This is a genomic window from Actinoallomurus soli (assembly GCF_024055715.1).
GTDB classification, from domain to species: domain Bacteria; phylum Actinomycetota; class Actinomycetes; order Streptosporangiales; family Streptosporangiaceae; genus Actinoallomurus; species Actinoallomurus soli.
Genome location: NZ_JAMXMV010000007.1, coordinates 1 through 24,815, shown reverse-complemented (window position 1 = coordinate 24,815; position 24,815 = coordinate 1). Strand labels below are relative to the sequence as shown.

General features: G+C 71.4%; 22 protein-coding genes. 12 read left to right on the top strand and 10 right to left on the bottom strand.

Annotated elements, in window-relative coordinates:
- Positions 1–9 precede the first annotated feature (9 nt).
- On the top strand, positions 10–1,041 hold the full coding sequence (locus NDW01_RS18880; protein ID WP_406567735.1) for an NAD(P)/FAD-dependent oxidoreductase: 1,032 nt from the start codon (positions 10–12) through the stop codon (positions 1,039–1,041).
- Positions 1,042–1,061: 20 nt separating this feature from the next.
- Positions 1,062–1,691, top strand: coding sequence for a class I SAM-dependent methyltransferase (locus tag NDW01_RS18875; RefSeq protein WP_252822323.1), 630 nt, complete (start codon positions 1,062–1,064; stop codon positions 1,689–1,691).
- A gap of 124 nt (positions 1,692–1,815) precedes the next feature.
- Here the strand turns inward: NDW01_RS18875 and NDW01_RS18870 are convergent, their stop codons facing one another.
- Together NDW01_RS18870 and NDW01_RS18865 are read right to left on the bottom strand one after the other, a co-directional pair.
- Positions 1,816–2,427, bottom strand: a complete 612-nt coding sequence (locus tag NDW01_RS18870; protein ID WP_308211733.1) for an ATP-dependent Clp protease proteolytic subunit — start codon at positions 2,425–2,427, stop codon at positions 1,816–1,818.
- On the bottom strand, positions 2,424–3,041 hold the full coding sequence (locus NDW01_RS18865; RefSeq protein WP_252822321.1) for a ClpP family protease: 618 nt from the start codon (positions 3,039–3,041) through the stop codon (positions 2,424–2,426). Before NDW01_RS18865 ends, NDW01_RS18870 begins: the two co-directional genes overlap by 4 nt.
- Before the next feature lie 122 nt (positions 3,042–3,163).
- On the opposite strand from NDW01_RS18865, the gene NDW01_RS18860 reads away from it, so the two are divergent.
- Together NDW01_RS18860 and NDW01_RS43870 are read left to right on the top strand one after the other, a co-directional pair.
- Positions 3,164–3,463: a type II toxin-antitoxin system Phd/YefM family antitoxin gene (locus NDW01_RS18860; protein WP_252822319.1), complete on the top strand. Its 300-nt coding sequence runs from the start codon at positions 3,164–3,166 to the stop codon at positions 3,461–3,463.
- Positions 3,464–3,649: 186 nt separating this feature from the next.
- On the top strand, positions 3,650–7,177 hold the full coding sequence (locus NDW01_RS43870) for an AAA family ATPase (RefSeq protein WP_252822317.1): 3,528 nt from the start codon (positions 3,650–3,652) through the stop codon (positions 7,175–7,177).
- Positions 7,178–7,255: 78 nt separating this feature from the next.
- Here NDW01_RS43870 and NDW01_RS18850 read toward each other — a convergent pair whose 3' ends face one another.
- The 5 genes from NDW01_RS18850 to NDW01_RS18830 form a co-directional block, all read right to left on the bottom strand.
- Complete coding sequence (locus NDW01_RS18850) at positions 7,256–7,894, bottom strand: LysE family translocator (protein ID WP_252822315.1); 639 nt, start codon at positions 7,892–7,894, stop codon at positions 7,256–7,258.
- A gap of 48 nt (positions 7,895–7,942) precedes the next feature.
- Positions 7,943–8,455: a flavin reductase family protein gene (locus NDW01_RS18845; RefSeq protein ID WP_252822313.1), complete on the bottom strand. Its 513-nt coding sequence runs from the start codon at positions 8,453–8,455 to the stop codon at positions 7,943–7,945.
- A gap of 69 nt (positions 8,456–8,524) precedes the next feature.
- Positions 8,525–10,120, bottom strand: a complete 1,596-nt coding sequence (locus tag NDW01_RS18840) for a tryptophan halogenase family protein (RefSeq protein WP_252822311.1) — start codon at positions 10,118–10,120, stop codon at positions 8,525–8,527.
- 244 nt (positions 10,121–10,364) lie between these two features.
- Positions 10,365–13,505: an amidohydrolase family protein gene (locus NDW01_RS18835; RefSeq protein WP_252822308.1), complete on the bottom strand. Its 3,141-nt coding sequence runs from the start codon at positions 13,503–13,505 to the stop codon at positions 10,365–10,367.
- Positions 13,506–13,704: 199 nt separating this feature from the next.
- Complete coding sequence (locus NDW01_RS18830) at positions 13,705–13,974, bottom strand: hypothetical protein (protein ID WP_252822306.1); 270 nt, start codon at positions 13,972–13,974, stop codon at positions 13,705–13,707.
- Between the two features lie 159 nt (positions 13,975–14,133).
- Between NDW01_RS18830 and NDW01_RS18825 the strand changes: the two genes are divergently transcribed.
- The 4 genes from NDW01_RS18825 (at position 14,134) to NDW01_RS18810 (ending at position 19,772) form a co-directional block, all read left to right on the top strand.
- Complete coding sequence (locus NDW01_RS18825) at positions 14,134–15,174, top strand: LCP family protein (RefSeq protein ID WP_252822304.1); 1,041 nt, start codon at positions 14,134–14,136, stop codon at positions 15,172–15,174.
- Positions 15,175–15,450: 276 nt separating this feature from the next.
- Positions 15,451–17,373, top strand: a complete 1,923-nt coding sequence (locus tag NDW01_RS18820; RefSeq protein WP_252822302.1) for a WD40 repeat domain-containing serine/threonine protein kinase — start codon at positions 15,451–15,453, stop codon at positions 17,371–17,373.
- Positions 17,374–17,418: 45 nt separating this feature from the next.
- Positions 17,419–19,377: a WD40 repeat domain-containing serine/threonine protein kinase gene (locus NDW01_RS18815; protein ID WP_252822300.1), complete on the top strand. Its 1,959-nt coding sequence runs from the start codon at positions 17,419–17,421 to the stop codon at positions 19,375–19,377.
- A gap of 236 nt (positions 19,378–19,613) precedes the next feature.
- Positions 19,614–19,772, top strand: coding sequence for a hypothetical protein (locus NDW01_RS18810; protein ID WP_252778318.1), 159 nt, complete (start codon positions 19,614–19,616; stop codon positions 19,770–19,772).
- Here NDW01_RS18810 and NDW01_RS18805 read toward each other — a convergent pair.
- Complete coding sequence (locus NDW01_RS18805) at positions 19,769–20,659, bottom strand: DUF72 domain-containing protein (RefSeq protein WP_252822297.1); 891 nt, start codon at positions 20,657–20,659, stop codon at positions 19,769–19,771. The genes NDW01_RS18810 and NDW01_RS18805 overlap by 4 nt on opposite strands.
- Positions 20,660–20,683: 24 nt before the next feature.
- Here NDW01_RS18805 and NDW01_RS18800 point away from each other — a divergent pair, with 24 nt between their 5' ends.
- Together NDW01_RS18800 and NDW01_RS18795 are read left to right on the top strand one after the other, a co-directional pair.
- Positions 20,684–21,169 carry a glutathione peroxidase gene (locus tag NDW01_RS18800; RefSeq protein WP_252822295.1) on the top strand — a complete coding sequence of 162 codons (486 nt, stop codon included), beginning with the start codon at positions 20,684–20,686 and terminating at the stop codon, positions 21,167–21,169.
- An 11-nt stretch (positions 21,170–21,180) separates the two neighbouring features.
- The gene (locus tag NDW01_RS18795) at positions 21,181–21,630 is read left to right on the top strand and encodes a TIGR00725 family protein (protein ID WP_252822293.1); all 450 of its coding nucleotides are present in this window, start codon (positions 21,181–21,183) and stop codon (positions 21,628–21,630) included.
- 55 nt (positions 21,631–21,685) lie between these two features.
- On the opposite strand, the gene NDW01_RS18790 is transcribed toward NDW01_RS18795, so the two are convergent.
- Positions 21,686–22,273, bottom strand: a complete 588-nt coding sequence (locus NDW01_RS18790; RefSeq protein WP_252822290.1) for a hypothetical protein — start codon at positions 22,271–22,273, stop codon at positions 21,686–21,688.
- A gap of 126 nt (positions 22,274–22,399) precedes the next feature.
- On the opposite strand from NDW01_RS18790, the gene NDW01_RS18785 reads away from it, so the two are divergent.
- On the top strand, positions 22,400–23,329 hold the full coding sequence (locus NDW01_RS18785; RefSeq protein WP_252822288.1) for an oxidoreductase: 930 nt from the start codon (positions 22,400–22,402) through the stop codon (positions 23,327–23,329).
- A gap of 12 nt (positions 23,330–23,341) precedes the next feature.
- Here NDW01_RS18785 and NDW01_RS18780 read toward each other — a convergent pair whose 3' ends face one another.
- Positions 23,342–23,878, bottom strand: a complete 537-nt coding sequence (locus tag NDW01_RS18780) for a methylated-DNA--[protein]-cysteine S-methyltransferase (protein ID WP_252822286.1) — start codon at positions 23,876–23,878, stop codon at positions 23,342–23,344.
- 87 nt (positions 23,879–23,965) lie between these two features.
- On the opposite strand from NDW01_RS18780, the gene NDW01_RS18775 reads away from it, so the two are divergent.
- Positions 23,966–24,815: helix-turn-helix domain-containing protein (locus NDW01_RS18775; protein ID WP_252822284.1), on the top strand; the 850-nt coding region annotated here is incomplete at its 3' end.

The following is a 24,815-nucleotide window of genomic DNA, read 5'->3' as shown; positions in this document are numbered from 1 at the left end:
ATCCTCGCGGTGGAGGTGGTCGACGTGACCGATCTGTTGAGAGACGACTATGACGCGGTGGTGATCGGCGGTGGCGCGGCGGGGCTGAGCGGGGCGGTGACGCTGGCCCGGTCGCGGCGGTCGGTGCTGGTGATCGACGCGGGTTCGCCGCGCAACGCCCCGGCCTCGGGCGTGCACGCGCTGCTGGCCCGTGAGGGGATCCCGCCGGCCGAGCTGCTGGAGCGCGGCCGGGCGGAGGTCCGCGGGTACGGCGGCCAGGTGGTGCCCGGCGAGGTCGGCGCGGTCGCCCGCGAGGAGGACGGGTTCGCGGTGACCCTGACGGACGGCCGGGCGGTCCGGGCGCGCCGGCTGCTGGTCGCCACGGGCGCGGTCGACGAGCTGCCGGACGTCCCGGGACTGCGCGAACGTTGGGGCCGGGACGTGGTCCACTGCCCGTACTGCCACGGCTGGGAGGTCCGTGACCAGGCCATCGGCGTGCTGGCCACCGGTCCGATGTCGGTCCACCAGGCGATGCTGTTCCGGCAGCTGAGCGCCGACGTCGTGTTCTTCTCCCACACCGTGGCGCCGACCGGCGAGCAGACGGAGGAGCTGACCGCCCGGGGCATCGAGATCGTCCCCGGCGAGGTCGCCGCGCTGGAGATCGCCGACGATCGCCTGGTGGGAGTACGGCTGAGCGACGGCACGGTCGTCGGGCGCGAGGCGCTCGCGGTCGCGTCCCGGATCGCGGTGCGCGCGGACTTCCTCGCCGGGCTCGGGCTGCGGCCATCGGACCATCCGGCGGGGATCGGCCAGTACCTCCCCGCCGACGCCACCGGCCGTACCGACGTGCCCGGAGTGTGGGCCGCCGGGAACGTCGCCGACCCGGCCGCCCAGGTCGGCGCCGCCGCCGCGGCGGGCACCATGGCCGGAGCCCAGATCAACGCGGACCTCATCGCCGAGGAGACCCGTCGGGCGGTCGCCGCCCGCCGGGACCCCTTCTCGGCCGAGTCCGAGGCACGCCTCTGCGAACAGGCGATGGGCGACCGTCGTCACGGCCTGTGAAGAACGAAGGGGAATCCACCATGTCCGAGCAGTTCGGCCAGGACTTCTGGGAAGAGCGTTACGCCGGCCATACCCACGTCTGGAGCGGGCGGCCCAACCCGCAGCTCGTCGCGGAGGCCGGGGACCTCACGCCCGGCACGGCCCTGGACGCGGGGTGCGGTGAGGGCGCCGACGCCGTCTGGCTCGCCTCCCGCGGCTGGCGGGTCACGGCGGTGGACTTCGCCGCCACCGCGCTGCGCCGCGCGCGGGAGCACGCCGAGGCCTTCGACGCCGGCGCCGCGGGCCGGATCGACTGGCTGCAGGCCGACCTGACCGCCTGGGCACCGCCCGAGCGGAGATTCGACCTGGTCTCCACCCACTACGTCCACCTGGCGGAGGAGCGCGCGGCGTTCTTCCGCCGGATGGCGGCGGCCGTCGCGCCGGGCGGCTCGCTGCTCGTCGTCGGCCATCACCCGTCGGACCTGGAGACCACGGTCGGGCGCCCGCCGCTCCCGGAGCTGTTCTTCACCGCCGAGGACGTCGTGGCCTGCCTCGACTCCGGCCGGTGGGACGTCGTCGCCGCCGAGGCCCGCCCCCGCCCGGCCACGGACCCCGACGGCAACGAGGTCACCGTCCACGACACGGTTCTGCGCGCCGTCCGGCGCCGTTGAGACTCTGCGCCGAGGATCCTCGCCGCTCCGACGACGAGGATCCTCGGCCCCGATCCTCCTGCGCGGCGCGCCCGCGTAGAGGATCTCCGTGCCCCGACGACGGAGATCCTCGACGCGGACGTACCTAACCCGGCTTGCGGCTCGTGATGATCTCGTCGATCAGGCCGTACTCCCGTGCCTCCTCGGCCGTGAGGTACCGGTCCCGCTCGATGTCGGCGCGGACCTGCTCGGCCGGGCGGCCGGTGTGCCGGGCCAGGATGGTCTCCAGCTGCTCGCGCAGCCGGATGATCTCGTTGGCCTGGATCTCCATGTCGCTGGTCTGGCCGTAGCCGCCCTCGGTGCTCGGCTGGTGGATCACGATCCGCGAGTGCGGGAGCGCGGCGCGCTTGCCGGTGGCGCCCGCGGCGAGCAGCACGGCGGCGGCCGAGGCGGCCTGGCCGATGCACGTCGTCTCGATCTGCGGCTTGACGAACTGCATCGTGTCGTAGATCGCCGTCATCGCGGTGAGCGAGCCGCCGGGGGAGTTGATGTAGAGGCTGATGACCCGGTCCGGGTCCATCCCCTCCAGCGCGATGAGCTGCGCGATGACGTCGTTGGCGAGGGTGTCGTCGATGGGCGCGCCGACGAAGACGATGCGCTCCTCGAACAGCTTGTTGTACGGGTTGCTCTCCTTCATCCCGTACGACGTGCGCTCGACGTAGGACGGCAGGATGTACCGGGCCGTTGCGTTCCTCACGGGGCCACACCTCCGGCCTCGACGGCGCTGGTGACGACGTGGTCGATGAGGCCGTACTCGCGGGCCTCCTCGGCGGTGAAGTAGCGGTCGCGGTCGGCGTCGTGCTCGATCTGCTCGTACGGCCGGCCGGTGTGCTCGGCGATGAGCTGCAGGAAGCGGTGCTTCATGTGCACGCTCTGCTCGGCCTGGATGCGGATGTCGGAGGCGGTGCCCCGGATGCCGCCGGACGGCTGGTGCATCATGATCCGCGTGTTGCGCAGCGCGTAGCGCTTGCCGCGCGTGCCCGCCGTCAGCAGGAACTGCCCGGCCGAGGCGGCCATGCCCAGCGCGACCGTCGAGACGTCGTTCGGCAGGTACCTCATCACGTCGAACATGGCGAACATCGCGTCCATCGACCCGCCCGGCGAGTTGATGAAGATCTTGATGTCGCGCTCCCCGTCCTGGGCGGCGAGGAGCAGCAACTGGGAGCACACCCGGTTGGCCAGGTCGTCGTCGATCTCCGAGCCGATGAAGACGATCCGCTGGTCGAGCAGCCGCTGGAAGAGCTGCTGGGAGTGGATGTCCTGCGGAATCTCGGTGACCCGTGCGCGTGGTTCGAGAGTCGGGAAGTCCATCGGCGCTCCTTCGCTGCCACACGCCCCCTGCGCGCGTGGCGGGTGTCCGCGAGCCGGCGCGCTCCTGCGCCGGCGAGTTCTGTACAGAATAGCAAGAACGTACAGAATGATAGAATCGCTGCATGACACGAGAGGTCCCAGTGACGCAGGCCCGCGCCGACCTGGCGGAGCTCGTCAACCGTGTCGGCTACACCGGCGAGAGGGTCCTCCTGACCCGGCACGGCAAGCCGCTCGCGGCCCTGGTGCCGGTGGAGGACCTCGAGGCACTCGAACGGCGGCCCGCGGAGATCGGCTTCACCCTGTCGCTGCCCGCCGAGGCGGAGCCCGAGCCCGAACAGCCGCCGCGCCCGTCCGGCCCGCTGCGCATCGCGGCGGAGCACCGGGAGGCCGGCCCGTCCGGCCGTCCCCGCTGGAAGCGCTGACACGAGCCACAACGGTTGACGGCGCGCCGCGGAGCAGGGTGCGCTACGGAGTACGGCTCGCCGCGGCTCATGGCTCGACGCGGGCCGCGTTTCGCCGCGGGCGCTGGCGGGTCGTTCGGGCGGTCCCGGCCGGGCGGATCTCCGGAGGGCTGCGGCCTTCCTCCGGTCGGTCGTAAGGTCTACCTCGTGAGCCCCCCACGCCTACCGGAACACCTCGAACTGCTGCTGACCGAAGAACCCGTTCTGGACGTGTACTCGTACGGACCCTGGCGTGTCCCCGACGGGTTGTACGACGAGATCCGCGAGCGCGCCCGCGCGTTCGACGCCGACGAGCGCGCCCGCGCGCTGACCGGCGGGCTCAGCGACTTCTACGCCACGGGCACCTCCGCGGCGGGCGCGGAGCTGTGGTCCCTGCTCACGTTCCTGCTCGGCGCCGCGGCGATCCGGGCCGGCTCGCGCGGTGACATCGACTACGAGCTGCTCACGCAGTTCCTGGCCAAGCCCGAGCCGCCGGTCCGCGACCCGGTCGCCTGGTTCAGCCAGGGCGGCCGGCTGCGGCCGCCCGGCCTGTGGCTGGTGGAGAACGCCGGTGACGACGTCGAGCTCCGGGAGACGATGTTCGCCCTCGGCCGCGAGTCCCTCGACGTGTTCGCGGGCGTCACGCCGCTCGAGGAGCGCCGCCGGGCACTCATCGCGCTGTTCGACCGGCACGCGGAGGACCCGGAGCTACGGGCCCGCGACCTGACCACGCCGCACGGCGAGCTGGAGCGGGCATGGGCGTCGGACCTGCCGGACGAGACCGTCTCCGCGCTGCCGGAGCTGGCCGGGCCGACCGGCTATCTCACCTGGGCGTGCGCCGGCTGGATCGCCGCGCACGAGCGTCTGCTCGCGGCCGTCCCGGGCGGAGACCCGCTGGTGACCGCGCTGGCCCGGCTGCTCCTGCAGGCCGACGCGCAGGCGGTGCCCGCGGATTTCGCGTTCGCCGTCGGCGTCGAGCGGTACGAGAGCGTTCAGGAGCGCTTCCAGCACCTGCGGGAGGGCTTCCGCGCCGACCCGTGGCAGGCGGAGGTGCGGTCCTGGCTCGCGCGGGGCCTCGTCGCGGGCGAGGCCGACGCCTGCCGGGCCTGGCTGGACATGGGCCTGCGGATCACCGGGTGCGCGCAGGGCCTGCCCGACAGCGCCGTCAGCCCGAAGAGCCGGCTGCCGGTCCGCGGCTTCCAGACGGACCTGCGCCGCCTGTTCCGCACCCGTACGGTCGTCAACCCGCTCACCGCGCGGTTCGCCGGCGTGCCGCCCGCCGAGGAGGCGCGGAACGCGACGGCGGCCGAGGACACCGGCGCCGACCTCGTGGGCCAGCCGGAGGTCGTGACGACGCTCGCCGACGTCCTGCGGATCGGCGCGTCCGCGCAGCCGGTGCGCCTCCTGCTCAGCGGGCCCGACGCGACGGGCAAGGGCACGGCGATCCGGGTGATCGAGCAGACCCTGACCGAACGCGGGGACGTGCGCGAGGCCGTCTGGGTCTCCGATCAGGTGTTCGCGAACCTCCACGTCAGCGACACGATCCTGTACCTCCTGGCGCGGGTGCGCGAGTGCCTCGAAGGGCGGGTCCTCGTCATCGAGGGTCTCGACCGCATCCTCGCCCTCGAGCAGTGCGGCGGCGCGTTCGCCGAGGAGCTGCGCCGCGTCCTCGAACGCCACCAGAAACTGCACGTCGTCGCGGCGTGCCGTACGGGCGGCGACGAGCGGATCTTCGACGCGAACCCGGCCCTGCACCAGCACTTCCGGGTGGCCCGCACCCGGGAGTTCGCCGAGGACGACTACGCGGAGCTGTTCCGGCGGGCCGTCGCACGGCGCGGCCTGACCGCCGCGCGGGAGGCCGCGGTGACCGCCGGGGTGCTGCTGTCCCGTACCCCGCCGCTGCTGAACCTGCGGGGCGCGCGCCTCGTGGAGTACCTCGCCGAGCAGTGCGTGGCGGCGGCGGCCGCCCGCGGGGAGACGGAGGTCGCGGTCGCGGACCTGCCGCAGCGGGTCATCCCCGGCGGCGCCGCCGACGCCGACCCGATGGCCGAGCTCGACGCGTGCGTGGGCCTGAAGTCGGTGAAGAACGAGGTGCGCCTGCTCGTCGCCGAGGCCGAGGCCGCCCGGATGCGCCGCGAGGCGGGCATGCCGGTCGCCGCCAGGCCGAGGCACCTGGTCTTCACCGGCAACTCCGGTACGGGCAAGTCCAAGGTCGCGCGGATCCTCGGCCGCATCTACGCCGACCTCGGCGTGCTGTCCTCCGGCCACCTCGTCGAGGTGGACCGCTCGGACCTGGTCGGCGAGTACGTCAGCGAGAGCGGCCCGCGGGTGCGCCGGGCGGTGGAGCGCGCGCACGGCGGCGTGCTGGCCGTCAACGACGCGCACAACCTCATGCCGGGCGACTCCCCGCGCAACCGGGAGGCGATCGACGTCCTGCTGGCCGCCGTGCAGTCCCACCCGGAGGACCTCATCGTCGTGCTGTGCGGGCCCGAGGGCGCGATGAACGGCCTGCTCAAGAGCGACTCGGAGCTGGCGGCGTTCTTCCCCAAGCAACTGCGGTTCCCGGACCTCACCGAGGACGAGCTGATCGAGATCTTCCAGGCGAAGGCCGCCGACGCGGGCTTCGCGCTGCGGGAGGGCGTGCTCGACAAGGTCCGCGACCTCGTGCACGCGGGGGCGCGTGACCGGGCCGCCGGGAACGCCCGCCTGATGATCAACCTGCTCGACCGCGCCGTGGCCATGCAGTCGCGGCGCGTCCTCGACGACGGCGTGCTCACCGACGACGAGTCCCTCGACGAGATCTTCGCCGAGGACATCCCCGGCACGCTGGCCGCCGGCGGCCACATCGACCTGCCCGGCGACCCGCTCGCCGAGATCGAGCGGCTGATCGGCCTGGACGCGGTCAAGCAGGAGGTGCGCCTGCTCGTCGCCGAGGCCAAGGCCGAGCAGCTCCGCCGTGACGCCGGCATCCCGATCGCCTCACCGACGCGGCACATGGTGTTCACCGGCAACCCCGGAACGGCCAAGACGACCATGGCCCGGCTGCTGGCCGCGGTCTATGTCAAGCTGGGGCTGCTGTCGTCGGGGCACCTGGTCGAGGTCTCCCGCGCCGACCTCGTCGGCGAGTACGTCGGGCAGACCGCGCCGAAGGTGCGCGCGGCGGTGGAGCGGGCGCTGGGCGGCGTGCTGTTCATCGACGAGGCGTACGCCCTGACGCCCGCCGACTCCGGACGCGACTACGGGCACGAGGCGATCGCCGAGCTGCTCAAGCTCATGGAGGAGCACCGCGCCGACCTCGTCGTCATCGTGGCGGGCTACGAAGGGCCGATGCTGCGGTTCCTGGAGTTCAATCCGGGCCTCGCCTCGCGCTTCCCCACCGTCCTGCGGTTCCCGGACTACACCGATGACGAGCTCGTCGCGATCTTCGAGGTGATGGCGGCCGACGCCGGCTTCCAGGTCGCCGAGGGCGTGCTCGACGCCGTGCGCTCCCGGCTGCGCGCGGCGGCCCGCGGCGAGTCGTTCGGGAACGCCCGGCTCATGCGGAACATCCTGGACCGCGCCGTCGCCCTGCAGGCGCAGCGCATCACCGGGCAGGAGGCGCCGGACCACGAGGAGATCCGGCTGCTCCGGCAGGAGGACCTCCCGGAGACCGACGCCCCCGCCGACCGGGACGAGCGCCTCGGCCAGTACCTCTGACCGAGGACCTGTGACCAGGGGTCCGTGCCTCAGGGCGGGCCCCTGGTCACAGGGGCGCCTCCGCTCGGTCCTCGTCGTCTACTCGAGGGCGACCCGGAGTCCCAGGGCCACCAGCGTCATGCCGAGCATCCCCTCCTGCGCGCGGTGGAACCGCGGCGCGTTGAGCCAGCGACGTACCCTCCCGAGACCCAGGGCGATCAGGCTCAGCCCGGTGAGGCTGAACGCCACCGCGATCGTCGCCAGCCCCAGGGCCAGCGGCATGGCGGCCCCGGCGCGGTCGGCCGGGATGAACTGGGGGAGGGTGGCCAGGAAGAACAGTGACGCCTTCGGGTTCGTCAGGTTCGTCAGCAGCCCCTGTGCCAGGGGAGAGCGCGGAGACAGCCGGCGCGGCGCGCGTTCCGCGACGACGTCCTCCGGCTCCGGCGGGGCTCCTCGCCACGCCGACCACAGGGAGCGAAGGCCGAGAAGCAGGAGGAACACGGCTCCGGTCAGCTTGACCGCCTCGAAGGTCGTCTCGCTGCGCAGCAGCAGCCCCGCCAGGCCGAGAGCCACCGCGACCGCGTGGACGAACAACCCGAGGGCGCACCCCAGAGCCGTCGCCAGCCCGGTCCACGTACCGCCCTTGAGAACGTTGCGGATGACCACGGCGGTGTCCAGGCCCGGCGTGATGGTGATCAGTAAGCACAGTCCGAGGTACGGTCCCAGCGTCTGCCACATGTCCGCCATTCTCCAGCCATGTATGTATTCGATCTCTAGCGGCGGCCCCTACTCCGGCCAGTTGCGATACCGCCGCCGGCCGTAGAGCAACGGGCCGGGTCCCCGGTGCTGGGTGACGCAGCCGACCCTCCCGAAGAGGATCACATGGCTCCCCCCGTCCGCCGTGCGAGCGACCCGGCAGTCGGCTATCGCGTGCGCGTGCCCGGTCAGATGCGGTCCCGACGGCCCGGTCGACCAGTCCACGGACGTGAACCGCTCAGGGACGCTCATCCTCGAGCTGAACAGCTCGGCGACGGACTGCGAGCCGCCGTGCAGGAGGTTCACCGCGAAGGTTCCCCGCCGCAGGATGGCGTCCAGGGTGGGGCTCTCGGCGCGGAGACACACCAGCAGTGTGGGCGGGGCCGTCGTGAGACTGCACAGCGCCGAGCACGTCATACCCCACGGCCGCCCGTCGTCATCCAGGGTGGTCACGATGGCGACCCCGCTGGGGAATTCCGACATCAGCGACCGGAACTCGTGCGGTGAGCAGACATCCGGCATCGAGACGGATGATTCAGTCACTGCGCATCACCCTCCGCGCCTCGTTCATCGCCCCGGCCCCGGGCAGGCGCGCCCGGGGGCGGCGTGCCGTCAGTTTCCGTGGAGGTGGCGGAGGTAGGCGTAGGTCGAGGGCAGGGTGCCCAGGAGCTCGTCCCGCCGGCGTGCGACCTCGGCGAACACCGCTTCGGCGGACTGAACCGAGTCCGGGCGGTGGCTCAGGAGGGGTGTCGAGTGCTCCGGCAGGACGTCGAGGCCGGTGAAGACGCAGTAGTAGTTCGCGTTGCTCCAGAAGTTGCGGAACTCGGCCTCGAAGTTGCCGTAGTAGTTGCTCTCGTCGGTGACCGGCAGGTCGACCCCCAGGCCGGCCTTGTACCGCGCGACCTTCTCCTTGAAGTCGTCGGCGAGCTCCAGCTCCTTGCAGGCGCGCCAGAACGGCGTGTCGTTCCGCGGGGCGAAGCTGAAATGGGCCTGGATGAAGTCCCGCGTGTCGTCGAACATCTTCTCGATCTCGCGGTTGAACCGGTTCGTCACGACCGGGTCGAAGCGCTTGTCCGGGAAGTTCCTGACCAGCTGGTACAGCGCGGCGTACACGAAGTAGATGCCGGTGGACTCCAGCGGCTCAAGGAAGCAGGAGGACAGGCCGATGCCGACGCAGTTCTTCACCCAGGCCCGCCGGTTCCGGCCGACCCGGAACCTGATGTGGTTGAGCGAATGCTTCTCCGGATCGAGGTTCCACATCCGGCAGAACTCCTCGGTCGCCTCGTCCTGCGTGGCGAAGCGGCTCGAGTACACGTAGCCGGTGCCGAACCGGCCGAGCAGCGGGATCTTCCAGGTCCAGCCCGAGGACATCGCGATCGCCGAGGTGTACGGCTCGATGCCGTCGTTCTCGTCGTCGTTCGGCACCTGGGTGGCGACCGCCCGGTCGTTCAGCAGGTGGTCGCTCATGTCCAGGAACGGTTCCTTCATGACCTGGTTGATGAGAAGGCTCCGGAACCCTGAGCAGTCGATGAACAGGTCGCCTTCGAGCCTGCGGCCGGCCTCAGTGTTGATCGCGGTGATGTGCCCGTTCTGGTCGATCTCAGCGTCGGTGAACCTGTCCTCGATGTGCACCGCCCCCTGCTCCTTGGTGGCGAACCGGCGCAGGAAGTCGGCGACCAGCTGGGCGTCGAAGTGCCACGCGTAGCTCGCCCATTTCGTGCCGTCCCTGTGGCGGGGGGACAGTTTCCGGTCGAAGATCGCCGGCTGGACATAGCATGCGCGGTCGAACGGCTCGTCGGTGGCGCCGCGCAGCTTCTTGTAGGTCCAGTAGTGCGACAGCGGCAGGTTGTCGTGCTCCGGCAGCAGTCCGAATGAGTGATCGAACTCGTCCCGCCCGTTTCCGTGCGGCCGAGACCGGGCCTCACCCTCGCCGGGCGTCCGCCAGTTGATGAATCTGATGCCCATCTTGTAGCTCGCGTTGCATTCCGGCATCCAGTCTTCCTCGGACAGGCCGAGAAAGTCGAAGAACACCTTCTGCAGATTGGGGATCGTGGCCTCGCCCACCCCGATCCTCGGAATGGCCGGTGCTTCGAGCACCGTTATCCTGACCGATCGCCCGAGGGCCCTTCCCAGGTAGGCGGCCGACATCCAGCCCGCCGTGCCGCCTCCCAGGACAACGATGTTCTTGATCTGGTCGTCACCGGTCATGAAGGACTCCCCTGTCAGACTGCTCGGTGAAGCCTGGATCTCCCGGTGCTCCATTGGACCGGAGTTTCCAGACTTGTCAGAACATTTGACAAACGGTAGTGATCCTAGACCGATGGGTCGTATCTGGGAAGAACCCGTCCGAGCCGAAGAGGACCGTTAGGCCGTGGTGCACCGGGTGTTCGCCAGGTGTGTTCGTCCGCGCTGTGCGGTCATTCTTGAACGGCCGTAAAAGCCGACCGAAAAGTCAGGAGTCGATGCAGCAGGACCGCTTGCTCTCCTCCAGATAGTGCGGGTCGTGCCACCAGTAGCGCCGGTTGGACGGGTGCTCCGGGACGGGCGGAAGCATCCGCCCCGCCGGGGAGGCCGCCGCCTGCTCCGTGGCGGCGAACGGCGCGAGCAACGCGTCGACCGTGTGCGTCTCCCCGTTGACCATCACCTGCCGGACGTCGGCGACCCGCGTGATGTCCTCGAGGGGGTCCCCGCCCAGGAGGACCAGGTCGGCGTACATGCCGGGCTTGATCTGGCCGAGGGGCTCGCCGAGGACCTCGCCGGGCGTCCGCGTCGCGGTGGTCAGCGCCTCGTACGGGGTCAGGCCGTACTTCACCATGGCCCGGAGGTTCAGGTGGGTGCTGACGGCGGTGTTGGCGATGGGGGAGTCCGTGCCGGTGATGACCCGTCCGCCGCCCCGGATCATGGCCGCGACCTGGGCGACCTGACGGGCGAGGTTCTGCCGGGTGACGGTCTGGTCGGTGGTCTTGGCCGTCGTCACCGCCGCCTGCAGCGAGGCGTACTCCCATGACGGGTAGAGGGTCCTGACCCGTCGGTCGGTGACGAGGGAGGTGTCCTCCCGGAGGAGCGTCACCGCTCCGAACAGCGTCGGCGTCCGTGCCGCTCCCGAGGCGTTGAAGATCTCGATGACGTCTTCGTATCCGGTGCCGAGCGCGGTGACCGTACGGGAGTAGCCCAGCCGGTTCGTGGCGCCGATGTGCTCCATGCCGTCCCCGCCGAAGGCGAACGCCGGATAGTGGTAGTGGGAGGTGGCGGGAACACCGTGCCGGTGCGCCCACTCGATCACCTCCCGCTGCCATCCCGCCGGCAACCGCACGTACGCCTTCATCAGGTCGTAGTCGAGCGCGCCCGCGCGTTCGAGTTCGAGGGCGAGTTGGCGGGCGTCGAAGGTGGGGCGCATGAAGTTGTAGAAGATGCGCGGCCCGTCGACGGCCTCTCCGGTGGCGAAGTAGCGCGGTGCGACGCGGGCGCCGGACTGGAACGACTCGCGGGCCTCGACCATGTGGTACGCCGGGCTGCCCGGCGAGCGGGTCGTCGTGACGCCCAGAGAGAGCCAGAGCCGCCCTTGGCGGTCGCCGTACGCGTACCCCTGCATCTCCCGGTGGTTGTGCATGTCGACCAGGCCGGGGATGACGACCGAGTCCCCGGCGTCGAGGATCCGGTCACCCCGGCCGTGCCCCCGCGCCTCGACGGCGATGATGCGGTGCCCCTCGACGACGATGTCCACGTCGTGCCGCAGCCCCCGTGCGCTGCCGTCCCACATTCGCCGCGCACGTACGACGGTGCGGCCGCGTGGCCGCGTGTTGGTCCAGGTCAGCGGGGCCGGAACGGTACGGGTGCGGCGGCCGTCCACGGAGACGACGCGGAGGCGGCCGTTGTTCAGGTACAGCAGCTCGGAGGAGTCGCCGCTCCAGCTCACGGCGTCGGTGACCTCGTCGGTCACCTGCCGGGGTCCGCCCGCCGGGGTGCCGTCGGCGTGGACGTCGACCACCCAGAGCACGCTGGCGACGACGAACGCCATCTTCGTGCCGTCGGGCGACCACACCGGCCCGTCGTCCCCGCGCGTCTGGAGCGAGCGGTCGGGCAGCGGGTCGACGTAGGTGCCGGCCCCCGTACGGCGATCGACGAGGAGGATCTTGCTCAGGCCCTCGCGATACCGCGCCGAGTACGGCTTGATCGCCGCCAGGGCGATGACGTTCCCGTCGGGGGACCAGGTCGGGCGGCCGGGCTCGAAGGTCGCCGGGTAGACGCGCTGGACGTCCCCGGACGCCACCGCGACGGTGTACAGCGCCCCGGTCTGGTCGAGGAACGCCAGGTGCGACCCGTCATGGGACCAGGTCCCCGAGAGCGCCGCGCCGCCCGGCAGGTTCGTCAGCCGGCGGTCCCGCCCGGTGCGCAGGTCCCGGATCCAGATGTCGAGCTTGCCACCACGGTCCGTGGAGTAGGACAGGTAACGGCCGTCCGGGGACCAGGCCGGATCGCACTTCCACCAGTGGTCGCGGGTGAGCGGCCGCGGCGCCTGGCCGATCTTCATGGTGTAGATGTCGTTGAGGGCCCGGAACGCCACCTGCCCGCCGTCGGGGGACAGGACCGGGCTGCCGATGCCCACGACGGGCTTCGGCGCCGTCGAGTCGAAGTCGCGCCTCCGCCTGCGGTAGGAGGGGGCGACGACGGTGACCGGCGCCGTGAAGCCGATGTCACGCGGCCGGCCGCCCGCGAGCGACCGGCGGCGGATCCGGCCGTTCGCCGTGTAGACGAACTCCTTCGCCGACGGCCAGGACACCCGGAACGGGAAGACCTCCTCGCCGGTCACCAGCGCCCGGCCCGAGCGCCACAGCTCGCTGCGGTCGTCCACGACGAGGGTGTAGACGATGTCCCGGCCGTCGGGCGTCCAGGCCGGGCTGTGGATCACCTGGCCGGACGGCACCGTCACGGCCGTACGGCGCGCGCCGGTCGCCACCTCGACGACGTCGATGCGGGTGTTCGCGACCACGAAGGCGATGCGGGCGCCGTCCGGCGACCACGCCGGCTCGTACTCCTCCGCCGCCGAGTCGGTCACCGGGCTGATGGCCCCCGTGTCCAGCCGCAGCGTGTGGATGCCGTAACTCCCGGACAGGTCCGAGGAGAAGGCGATCCGGGTGCCGTCGGGGGAGAACCGCGGCTCGCGGTGGTCGTACGGTCCCTCGGTCAGGCGGCGCGGGTTCGATCCATCGGCGTCCATCACCCACACGTCGAACACGCCGTCGCGGTACGCCTGGAAGGTGAGCCGCCGCCCGTCGGGCGACCACTCGGGCTGCGCGATGTCGAACAGGTCGTCGGTCAGCCGGCGCGCGGGGCCGCCGGAGGCCGGCAGGACCCACAGCACGCCGACGAGGTCGATCGCGATGAGCCGTCCGTCGGGCGAGACCTGGGCGGCCAGGTCCGTTCCCTCACGCAGCCGTACGGTGCGGCCCGTCGGCCGGCCGGACGGCTCCTCCTTCGGCGGCCCTGACGGGGCCGCGCCCTCCGCGGGGGGAGCCGCTCCGACTCCCATGCCCGCGATCGCCGCGGCACCGGCCGCGCCCGTCAGGAGATCCCGTCGCCCGATGCCCGTCATGGGGCTCCCATCCCGGGCAGATCTCCTGCCCGAACGCCGGCCTCGGGCGCGAGACCTCCGCGCACCGGCCGCTGTGGTCGCTCTTCCGTCGCCGTGTCACTCAGGTTCCGGAAGGGACGCTAGATGCGTTCTGGACCACATGCAGCCCGTGTGTCCGCATTCGGTCAGTGACGGGTCATCGATCGGGTCAGGGTCCGGGTCAGGACTTCGCCCGGCGGAGGTACTCGATGTAGAGGGGACGCAGGGCATCGGCGACGTCGCCGTCGCCCGCGTGCGCGAACTCGTTGAGGATCGAGGACAGGTGGGAGACGTCCGCCTCGGCCTGGTCCTGGTGACCCGCGGCCGCCTCGGCCGCGGGGATCGCCTTCAGCAGCCGCCATAGGAACCCGACGTCGAGATGCCGCACCGCGCGTTCGATGGCCCGGTCGTGCAGTTCCTTGGACGACAGCGTCTCCAGCTCTTCCGCCATGTCCTTATTCGACCACGCCCCCGTGTCTCCCCGGCCGCCGGTCTCCGTACGGAGGAGGACGGGCGGCCGGACCGCACTCGCAAGGATGATGATTCTTGGCGGGTGAATCATCCGGGAAGGTGACGCGAGCACCCGATTGCGCCCCTTAACGTGGCCACCATGAGTAATCGGCCCGAGTACGGAGGGGTCGGCGCGTCCTCGTACGCCGGCACGCCGGGAACGCACGACCGAGGCGGCGTGACGCCGCGGCGGCGCGCCCACTGGGGGCGCCGCCTGCTGATCGCCTTCCTCGTTCTCCTGTTGCTGCTCGTCGGCTGCTACTTCTACCTCGACTCACGGCTGCACCGCATCGACGTGTTCGAGGACTACGCCGGCCGTCCGGGGGACACGCCGGGCACCAACTGGCTCATCGTCGGTTCCGACAGCCGCGAGGGACTGTCGAAGGCGCAGCGCAGTGAGTTCAAGACGGGCCAGGCCGCGGGACGCCGCACCGACACGATGATGCTGCTGCACATCGGCGACCACGGCACGACGCTGGTGAGCCTGCCCCGCGACTCGTACGTGCCGATCCCCGGCCACGGCTCGAACAAGCTCAACGCCGCCTTCGCCTTCGGCGGGCCGAAGCTCCTCGTCCGCACGGTGGAGCAGGCCACCAGGATCCACATCGACCACTACGCCGAGATCGGCTTCGCCGGGTTCGTCGGCATGACCGACGCGGTCGGCGGCGTGCGGATGTGCATCCCCGAGGAGATGAAGGACCGCAAGGCCGGCATCGACCTCAAACCGGGCTGCCAGACGCTCAAGGGCGGCGAGGCCCTCGGCTTCGTCCGCAGCCGCGCCTTCGCCCGCGCCGACCTGCAGCGGGTCGAGAACCAGCGCAAGTTCCTCGCCGCGCTCGTGCACAAGGCGACCAGCCCGGGCGTGCTCCTCAACCCCTTCCGGATCGTCCCGTTCGCGCTGCGCTCCACGGACACCTTCGCGGTCGACCAGGACGACCATCTCTACAACCTGGTGAGCTTCGCCTGGGCCATGCGCGGCATCACGAGCGGCGACGGCCTGACCACCACGGTCCCCATCGGCGGCACCGGCTCGGCGGCCGGCGTCGGGGAGTACATCACCTGGGACACGGCGCGGGCCGGCACCCTGTTCCGCGACCTGCGCGAGGACAGGCAGATACCCCGGAGCTTCGGGACCCGCTAGCCGGCCGCAAGGCCGTGCAGTTGAGTGCTACCGGCACGGTGCACTCCCGGCTGCGTGATCTCCTGCCAGTCGCCGCTCCCGGCGCCGGCGGACCGGCGCAAGCCCGGCGCCGGATCGGTGCGGCACCGCTGTGGTGGTTGTTCGAGTCTGCTGCGCGGACCGGCAGCGACGGATCGACCCCGACTCCTCGCCTAGGTGGAGAAGGCGGACGCCTTCCGCGACGCTTGATCGCTCTTCTCCTTCTCGGGCCGGGGGTGCCTGGCTAGGGTGGCGATCGTGGGTGATGCATCGGGCGGGCTGGTGGGTGGCCGGTACCGATTGACGGAGCTGGTCGGCCGGGGCGGCATGGGGCGGGTGTGGCGGGGATACGACGAGTTCCTTCGTCGCGAGGTGGCGGTCAAGGAAGTACTGCTGTCCGCGGATCTCGCCGAGCCGGACCGCGAGCAGCTGGCCCGGCGGGCCATCGGCGAGGCCAGGGCCGCCGCCCGGCTGCACTTCCTCGGGATCGTCACCGTCTACGACGTGGTGGAACAGGACAGCGTTCCCTGGATCATCATGCAGTTCGTCCCAGGACCTTCACTCGGCGCACTGCTCACCCGCGACGGGGTTCTGACCTGGGCGAGGACAGCCGCAATCGGCGCGGGCGTGGCGGAGGCGCTGGCCCATGCACACGCCGCCGGTGTCGTTCACCGCGACCTGAAGCCGGACAACGTACTGCTGGCCGGAGACCGCCCGGTGATCACGGACTTCGGCATCGCCCGCATCCTGGACGAGACCACCCGGTTGACGAGCACTCATACCGTGGTGGGCACTCCGCAGTACATGTCGCCCGAACAACTGCAGGGACAAGAGGTCACCGCCGCAAGCGACCTGTGGTCCCTGGGCGCCACCCTGTTCGCCGCGATCGAGGGCCGCCCGCCCTTCGACGGTCCGACCCTGGTCTCCATCATCACCGCGGTCCTCACCAGCCCGGCCCCCACCCCGCGCGGCGCCGGACCATTGGCCGATCTGATCGTCACCCTCCTGGACAAGGACCCGCAGCGACGTCCCGACGCCCAGACCGTGGCCCGCCGACTCCGCGAAATCCAACGCCAGGCGGAACAAACCGTGTCCGCCCCGGCCGGCACGGAAAACACCTTCGGCAGAAGTCGGCCCCAGCTCAGCCGGCGTTCCCTCATCCTCGGCGGAGTCGGTGCCGCGGTGGTGGCCGGCGGCACGACGGCCGCATTCCTGGCGTCCTCGTCCGGCACCGGCAGGGGAGCCGGCTTCGACACGGCCGGGCTGAGGAAAGGTCAGGTTTTCACCCTCCCCGGCTACACGGGCGGCGTCAACTCGGTGGCGATCAGCCACGACGGAAGAACCCTCGCCGCCGGCTGCGACGACGCCACGGTCCGAATGTGGGACCTGGCGACCCGTCAGGCCCAGGCGCCCCTGATCGGCCATACCAAGGGCGTGAACTCGGTGGCATTCAGCCCGGACGGGAAGACCCTCGCCAGCGGCAGCGGCGACACCACCGTCCGGGTGTGGGATCTCGCCACTCGAACGGCTACCGCGTCCTTCACTCCCAATACCGAGGTCTACGCCGTGGCGTTCAGCCCGGACGGCAAGAGCCTGGCGTCCACCGGCCAGGTCTCCGTCGCCCTCTGGGATGTCGAAGATCCCGAAAACCAGAACGACCAATCCATCGATACCGTCGTCTCGGCGAAAATTGATCCTCTCGGGGTGCTGTCGCTCGCGTTCAGTCCGGACGGAAAGGACCTGGCCGTCGGCGGTTTTGGACCGACCATCGAAATCTGCGATGTTTCCAGACGCACCGTCGCCGCCAGCTTCTCGCCCGGCCGCAATCACCTGGTGAACACGGTCGTGTTCAGTCCCGACGGCAAGCTCGTCGCAAGCTGCTGCTCCGCGCCGGACAAGAGCGCTGCCGTCAGTCTCTGGGACGCCACCACCCATGCAGCGGTAGCGACTCTGCCCTGCGAAGTCGTCGACATCAACTCGGTGGCGTTCTCTCCGGACGGAAAGCTCCTCGCCGCAACGACCCCCGAAACCAGGCAGATTCGCCTCTGGGACGTCGCGAGCCGGGCGCCGGCCACTCCGCTCGCCGGCCCCGCCGGGGCACAGGGACAGATAACGTTCAGTCCGGACGGACGCCTCATCGCCAGCGGAGGAACGGCCGTGCGTCTGTGGGTACTTCAGTGATGATCCTCAGGCCTCGTGTGACGTCTCGTGAGGAAGGCCAGGGTCGTGGGTGATGCATCGGGCGGGCTGGTGGGTGGCCGGTACCGATTGACGGAGCTGGTCGGCCGGGGCGGCATGGGGCGGGTGTGGCGGGGATACGACGAGCTCCTTGGTCGCGAGGTGGCGGTCAAGGAAGTACTGCTGTCCGCGGATCTCGCCGAGCCGGACCGCGAGCAGCTGGCCCGGCGGGCCATCGGCGAGGCCAGGGCCGCCGCCCGGCTTGATTTCCCGGGGATCGTCACCGTCTACGACGCGGTAGAGCAGGACGGCGCGCCCTGGATCATCATGGAATTCGTCCCAGGGCGCTCACTCGATGCCGTCCTTACCGGCGAGGGGACCCTGACCAGGGCGAGAGCGGCCACGATCGGCGCCGGCGTCGCCGAGGCACTCGCCCACACCCACGCCGCCGGTGTCATCCACCGCGACCTGAAACCCGGCAACATCTTGCTGGCCGCGGAAGGCCCGGTGATCACCGACTTCGGCATCGCCCGCATCCTGGACGACACCACCCGCCTGACGGGCACTCACACCGTGGTGGGCACTCCGCAGTACATGTCGCCCGAACAACTGCAAGGACAGGAGCTCACCGCCGCAACCGACCTGTGGTCCCTGGGCGCCACGCTGTTCGCCGCACTCGAAGGCCACCCTCCCTTTGAAGGCCCGACCCTTGCCGCCATCATCACCGGGATCCTCACCCGCCCGACACCTGCCTTGCACGACGCTGGGCCACTGGCCGACCTGATCAACTCCCTGCTGAGGAAGGACCAGCGGCAACGCCCCGACGCCCCGACCGTGGCCCGCCGACTCCGTGAAATCCAACGCCAATCCGCACAGACGGTACTCACCCCGACCCTCAAGGAAGCCCCACCTGCCCAGCCGGAACCGCCGCGATCCGGTGTGCCCCGGCGCGCTCTGGTCCTCGGCGGGCTCGGGGCCGCGGTGGTCGCCGGGGCCTCGACCTTCGCACTGCTGTCCCAGAGCCAGGATGGTCCCGCGCGAGTAAAGCCGGCCGGCAAGACAGGACAGGGCAGTGCCGCCCCGTCCGCCAACACCCTCCCCGGCTACTACGGCAAGGTCGGTTCGGTGGCGTTCAGCGCCGACGGCAAGATCCTCGTCGGCGGCTGCGACGACGGGAAGGTCAGGCTGTGGAACGTCGCCACCAAGACCGACTTCGCCTCGCTGGTGGGCCACACCAGGTCGGTGGGCCCGGTGGCGATAAGCCACGACGGAAAGACCATCGCCAGCGGCAGCGAGGACAGCACGATCCGACTGTGGAACACGGTCGACCGCACGGCCTTCGCGACCATCGCCCCCGGCGCCAAGACCGACCAACTCTGCTTCAGCCCGGACGGCAAGATCCTCGCAGCGACGGGTTATCTGGGCGTCGTCACCCTCTGGGACAGTGCCACCGGAAAGTTCCTGGACCGGCTGGACGATCAAAAGCATCGGCTCCTGCAGTTCTCGGTGGCCTTCAGCCCCGACGGAACCACCATCGCCAGCGGATCCTTCTGGGGACAGGTAGCGCTGTGGGACGCCGCATCGCATGCCCTCAAGGCCGTCTTCACCGCCGGCACCTCGAACTCCATCGTCCAGGTCGCATTCAGCCCCGACGGCAAGACTCTCGCCTGCACCTCCGGCCGGCCGATGACCAGCCAGGGGCTGGGCAGGTCGAGCCTCGGGCTCTGGAACGTCGCGACGCGGACCAGGACCGTCGAGTTCCAGGTCGCCACCAACCTCATCTCCCTGGATACCGTCGCGTTCAGCCCCGAGGGAGCCGTCGTCGCCGGAGCCGGCGGCAACGGCGGGAGCGGCGGGAACATCATGTTCTGGAACATCGCCTCCCGGCGCGGTACTTCCGCTTTCAGAGCACCGGGAGACGTGAACTCGATCGCCTTCGATCCCGACGGCAAGACCCTCGCCAGCGGCAGCCGGGGCGTCCAACTGTGGGATCTGCCAGCCGGATGAGGCTCAACCCGCCGCGCCCGGCCCGTACTTCAATGAATACTGGCCGTCGTGAAGTTTGCAGGTCGCGGGTCGGGTGTGAGGGGCGGACGGTCCCGCCCCGGTGGCCCGTCGGGGCGGGCGCTCCGGCGGAAACTTTTGCCGTTTGAGGACACCGCTTTGCGGGCACCGGCTGCTGCCCGCCGCGATAGCTGGGAAGTTACTCCTTGTATCTCGCTCGATACGAGGAGTGACTCGCGATGAAGAAGTTCTTCAAGTGGGGGGGCCTGGCGTTCCTGGCGTTCTATCTGATCAGCCGGCCGCACAGCGCGGCGAACGTCGTGCACGGCGCGCTGGGCGGCATCAGCGGCGCGGCCAACTCACTGTCCACCTTCGTCAGCGACCTGCCGAACCGCTAGGGCCGCTGTTCCGAAGATGATTCGAGCAGCGCGGCCAACTGGGCCGCGTTGCGCTGGGCGTGGTCGCGGTAGCAGTTGTTGAGGAGCACGTGCGTCGTGTCGGCGTCCTCGGCCAGGCGCTCCAGCTTCGGCGCCCATTCCCTCAGCTCCCGCTCCGAGTACAGGTAGCCGAAGCGCTCGTAGATGTTCTTGCTGGTCCACTTCTCCGAGTGACCGTGGAAGCGCACGACGGCCAGGCCGGATGTCGCGGCGAGCACCGGCGGGATCGAGCTCGGATGGCCCTGCGGCATGTCCACGCTGACGTACGGCACGTCGTACCGGCGCAGGAAGTCCAGGGTCTCCTCCCGGTTGTCCTCGCTCATCCAGGTCCGGTTGCGGAACTCCACGCAGACGCGCATCGGCTCGCACCTGCGCCTCACCTGGAGGATGTACTCCTTGTTCGCCCGGCCGATCGGGAACCACTGCGGGAACTGGAACAGCAGCGCGCCGAGCCGGCCCGCCTCGTGCAGCGGCCACAGCGCGTCGAGGAACCGCTGCCACACCTCCTCCACCACCTCGCCGGGGACGTCGCGCAGGTAGACCGTCCTCTTGTCGGGCACCCGCTCCCGCAGCTCCTTGTACAGCGCGTCCCGCCGGGTCGGGTGCTGCGTCAGCAGCGAGAAGGCCTTGACGTTGAAGGTGAAGCCCGCCGGCGTGCGGTCCCGCCAGTAGCCGACCGTCCGCTCGGCCGGAGGCGAGTAGTACGTGGAGTCGACCTCGACCAGCGGGAACCGCGAGGAGTAGTACTTCAGGCGATCCTCGGCCGTCTTCACGTCCGGCGGGTACCAGCCGCTCTCCAGGAGGGTCTTGTCCGTCCACGACGCCGTGCCGACCAGGATCTCGCCCATGAATCAAGACTAGGATTTCGGACTGTGTCGATCTATGACGTGGACATCGACCGCCTCGAGGGCGGCCCCGCGGACCTCGGTCAGTACCGCGGAAAGAGCGTGCTCATCGTGAACGTCGCCTCCAAGTGCGGGCTCACCCCGCAGTACGAGGGACTTCAGCGGCTGCAGGAGACCTACGCCGACCGCGGGTTCACCGTGCTGGGCGTGCCCTGCAACCAGTTCGCCGGTCAGGAGCCCGGAAGCCCGGAGGAGATCGCCGAGTTCTGCTCGACGACGTACGGCGTCGACTTCCCGCTCACCGAGAAGGTCGACGTGAACGGCGAGCACCGGCACCCGCTGTACACCGAGCTCGTCACCGTTCCGGACGCGTCCGGCTACACCGGCGACATCCGGTGGAACTTCGAGAAGTTCCTCATCGGCCCGGACGGCACGGTCGTGGCGCGGTTCGACCCGCGCATGGAGCCGGACACCGACGAGGTGATCGGGGCGATCGAGGGATCCCTGTCCTGATCCAGGTCGCCGTGTGCGGTCCCCGCGACTGCACCGACGCCGAGCGCGACGCCGCGCACGAGGTCGGCAGGCTGCTGGCCGAGCGCGGCGTCGTGGTGCTGTGCGGCGGGTACACCGGCGTCATGGCGGCGGTGACGGAGGGCGTCCGCTCCGCCGGCGGCCTGGTCGTCGGCGTGCTGTCCCGGCCCGACCGGGAGGGCGCCGCGCCGGGGCTGAGCGCGGCGATCGCCACCGGGATGGGCGAGGCGCGCAACGCCGTGCTCGTGGCCTCCGCCGACGCGGTCATCGTCGTGGGCGGTTCGTGGGGGACCCTGTCCGAGCTGGCCCTGGCCATGCGCCGGGGCGACGTCCCGGTCGTGCAGCTGGGCGGCTGGCAGGTCCTCGACGAGCGGGGCGAGCCGCTGCCGGGCGTCACGCGGGCCGCGGACGCGGAGGAGGCCGTACGCCTCGCCGTCCCCTGAGCGGCGGCGGGCCCGGGGAGCCCTGGTCCGGCGGCAGGGGCCGGGACGAGGGGCCTCAGGACAGCAGCGCCTCGATCCGCGCGACCGAGTCCGGGCCGGCGAGCTCGACGGGCGGGACCGGTCCGTCGGCGAGCCGGTCGGCCAGCGCGGACACCGCCTCGGCCCGGCGGAGGACGTAGCCGACCTGCTCCTCGCCCGGTGCGCGGCCGCCCAGCAGGACGGCGGCCTCGACGAGTGCGAGATGGCCCGCGTCCACCGCCATTCCGGGCCCGGCGGTGCGCCGGAGCCGTTCGTACGCGGTGACGAGACGGCGCACCGAGGAATGGGACACGTCCAGGGGGATGCCGCGGTCGAGGGCCCTGGAGTGCCGCCGGAGCCGGCGGCGGCGCACCGCGCGCAGCGCCGCCGCCTGCGCGGGCAGCGCGAGGCCCAGCGCCAGGCAGGCGACCGCCACCACGCTCAGCCAGGCGGGGAGGCCGGCCGCGATGACCGCGGCGAACAGGACGGCGCCGCCGGCCGCGAGCACCACCTCGGGGATCCCCATTCCCCTCTCCTGGTCTTCGGCCGGTCCGCCGCCGTCCGCCAGGACCGGCGGGTCGATGAGCGGACCGGGCCGGTGCGGGACGATGACCTGCGACGACATGATCCAATTATCGACCGGCCCGCCCGCCGTCAAACGGACGTACGACCGTGGCGTCCGGGATCGGCCGGGGTTCCGGCCGGGAAACCGAAGCACGTTCTAGTATGGGCGGCCAGTGGAGGTGGCGTCATGGCCAAGTGGACCACCGATGACATCCCGGACCTCACCGGGACACGCGTCATCGTCACGGGCGCCAACAGCGGGATCGGCCTGCGGACCGTGCTCGAACTGGCCCGCCACGGCGCGACCGTGGTCCTCGCCTGCCGGAGCGCCGAACGCGGCCGGGCGGCGCTCGACCGCGTCCGCGCGGCCGTGCCGGACTGCGACATCACGCTCGGCTCCCTGGACCTGGCCGACCTCGGCTCCGTCCGGGCCTTCGCGGAGGAGCAGGGGGAGCAGGGGCTCGACCTGCTGATCAACAACGCGGGCGTGATGGCGCTGCCGCACCGGACCACCGCCGACGGGTTCGAGCTGCAGTTCGGCACGAACCACCTGGGCCACTTCGCGCTGACCGGCCTGCTGCTGCCCGCCCTGCTCGACCGGCCCGGTGCGCGCGTCGTCACCGTCACGAGCATGATGCACCGGCTCGGGCGCCTCGACTTCGACGACCTCGACGGCGAGCGCCGCTACGGCAAGTGGACCGCGTACTGCCGGTCCAAGCTGGCCAACCTCGTCTTCGCCAAGGAGCTCGACCGCCGCGCCGGCGGCCGGCTCGTCAGCGTCGCGGCCCATCCGGGGTACGCCGCGACCAACCTGCAGCAGGCCGGGCCGCGGATGGCCGGCAGCAGGATCGGCGGGCTCGTCCAGGGGCTGGGCACCGCGATCCTCGCGCAGTCCGACGCCGCCGGCGCCCAGCCCACGCTGTACGCGGCGACCGCCGCCGACGTGCGCGGCGGGCAGTGCTACGGACCGCGCGGGCCGGGACAGAGCCGCGGCGCCCCGCACCGGGTACCGACCCTGCGCGCCGCGGACGATCCCGGGCTCGGCCGGCGGCTGTGGGAGGTCTCGGCGGAACGGACCGGCGTCACCTATGAAGCACTCGGGGCGAGGACGGACTGACGTGTACGGGGCTCAGGAGAGCGGCCCGGCGGACGGGTCCCAGTCGAGGGTGGCGGGGATCGCGCCTTCCATGGTGAGCAGCCAGCGCTTCACCTCGACGCCGGAGCCGCCGCTGTAACCGCCGAGGCCGTCGGAGGCCACGACCCGGTGACACGGCACGACGATCGGGATCGGGTTGGAGCCCATGATCGAGCCGATGGCCCGCGCGGGCACACCCGTGCCGCTGAGGTCGGCCAGCCGCCCGTAGGTGACCGTCTCGCCGTAGGACACGCCGGCGTACAGCTTCTCCAGCACCTCCCGCTGGGCGCCGGAGGTGTGGCGCCAGTCGATCGGCAGGTCGAACGCCCGCAGGTCTCCCGTGAAATAGCCGCTCAGCTGCTCCCGCACGGACTCCGTCCGCGCCGGGGCGTCGACCAGCGGCAGCCCCGCGCGCAGGAGCGCGCGGGCGCGGGGCGTGTCCCGGAAGGACAGCCCGCACAGGCCCTCCGCAGTGCAGGCGAAGGCCAGCCGCCCCAGCGGCGTCTCCAGTGATCCGATCGCGACGTCCACCCTCTCTTCCTATCAATTCGCGGGCACCGGACGCTCGCGGGAATCCGACATCGCCTTTCCCGCGGAACCCCGCGTACGGTGGCGGTCGTGACGGAGACGGCGGCCGAGTGGATGGACGCGGCCCAGGCGGCCGCGCGCCTGGGCGTGAAGCCGGCGACGCTGTACGCGTACGTCAGCCGGGGCGTGCTGCGGCGGCGGCGTTCGCCGGACGGCCGGCGCAGCCTGTTCGACCCGGCCGAGGTCGAGGAGCTGGCCCGCCGGGGACGGCCGCGACGGCCGCCCGGCGCGAGCGAGTTGGTGATCGAGTCGCGCGTCACCGCGCTCAGTGACGACCGCCCGTACTACCGGGGGCGCGACGCCCTCGGCCTGGCCGCCTCCCGCGACTTCGAGGCCGTCGCGGAGTGGCTGTGGACCGGCACGGACCCGGGGCCGCACGAGGACTCCGTGCCGTCCGGCGCGCGGCCCGAGCGGTACGGCGAAGGCTCCGGGTCGTCCGCCGGCCCTGAGCCGGGGCGGTACGGCGAAGGTTCCGGGTCGTCCTGGGCACGCTCCGGACCCAGGGGCCCACGGTGGCGGTCGCGGCCGGAGGCGGTGGCGGTCGCGCGGGCGGCGCAGTCCGGGCTCTCGGAGGAGACACTGCCGCTGGACCGGCTCCAGGTGATCACGGCCGCCCTCGCGGCGGCCGATCCGCTGCGCCTCGTCCTCGACCCGCCTGCCGTCATCGCCGTCGGCCGGCAGCTCATCGCCGGCATGGTCGACTCCCTGCCGCCGGTCGGCGGCGGCCTCGCGGGCGAGCGGGCGGCCCTCGCGGCAGGGCCGCCACCGGGAGAAGCCGCGACCCTCGGGTCGGGCCGGTCATCGGGAGAGGCGGTGGCCCTCGGGTCGGGCCGGTCATCGGGAGAGGCGGTGGCCCTCGGGTCGGGCCGGTCATCGGGAG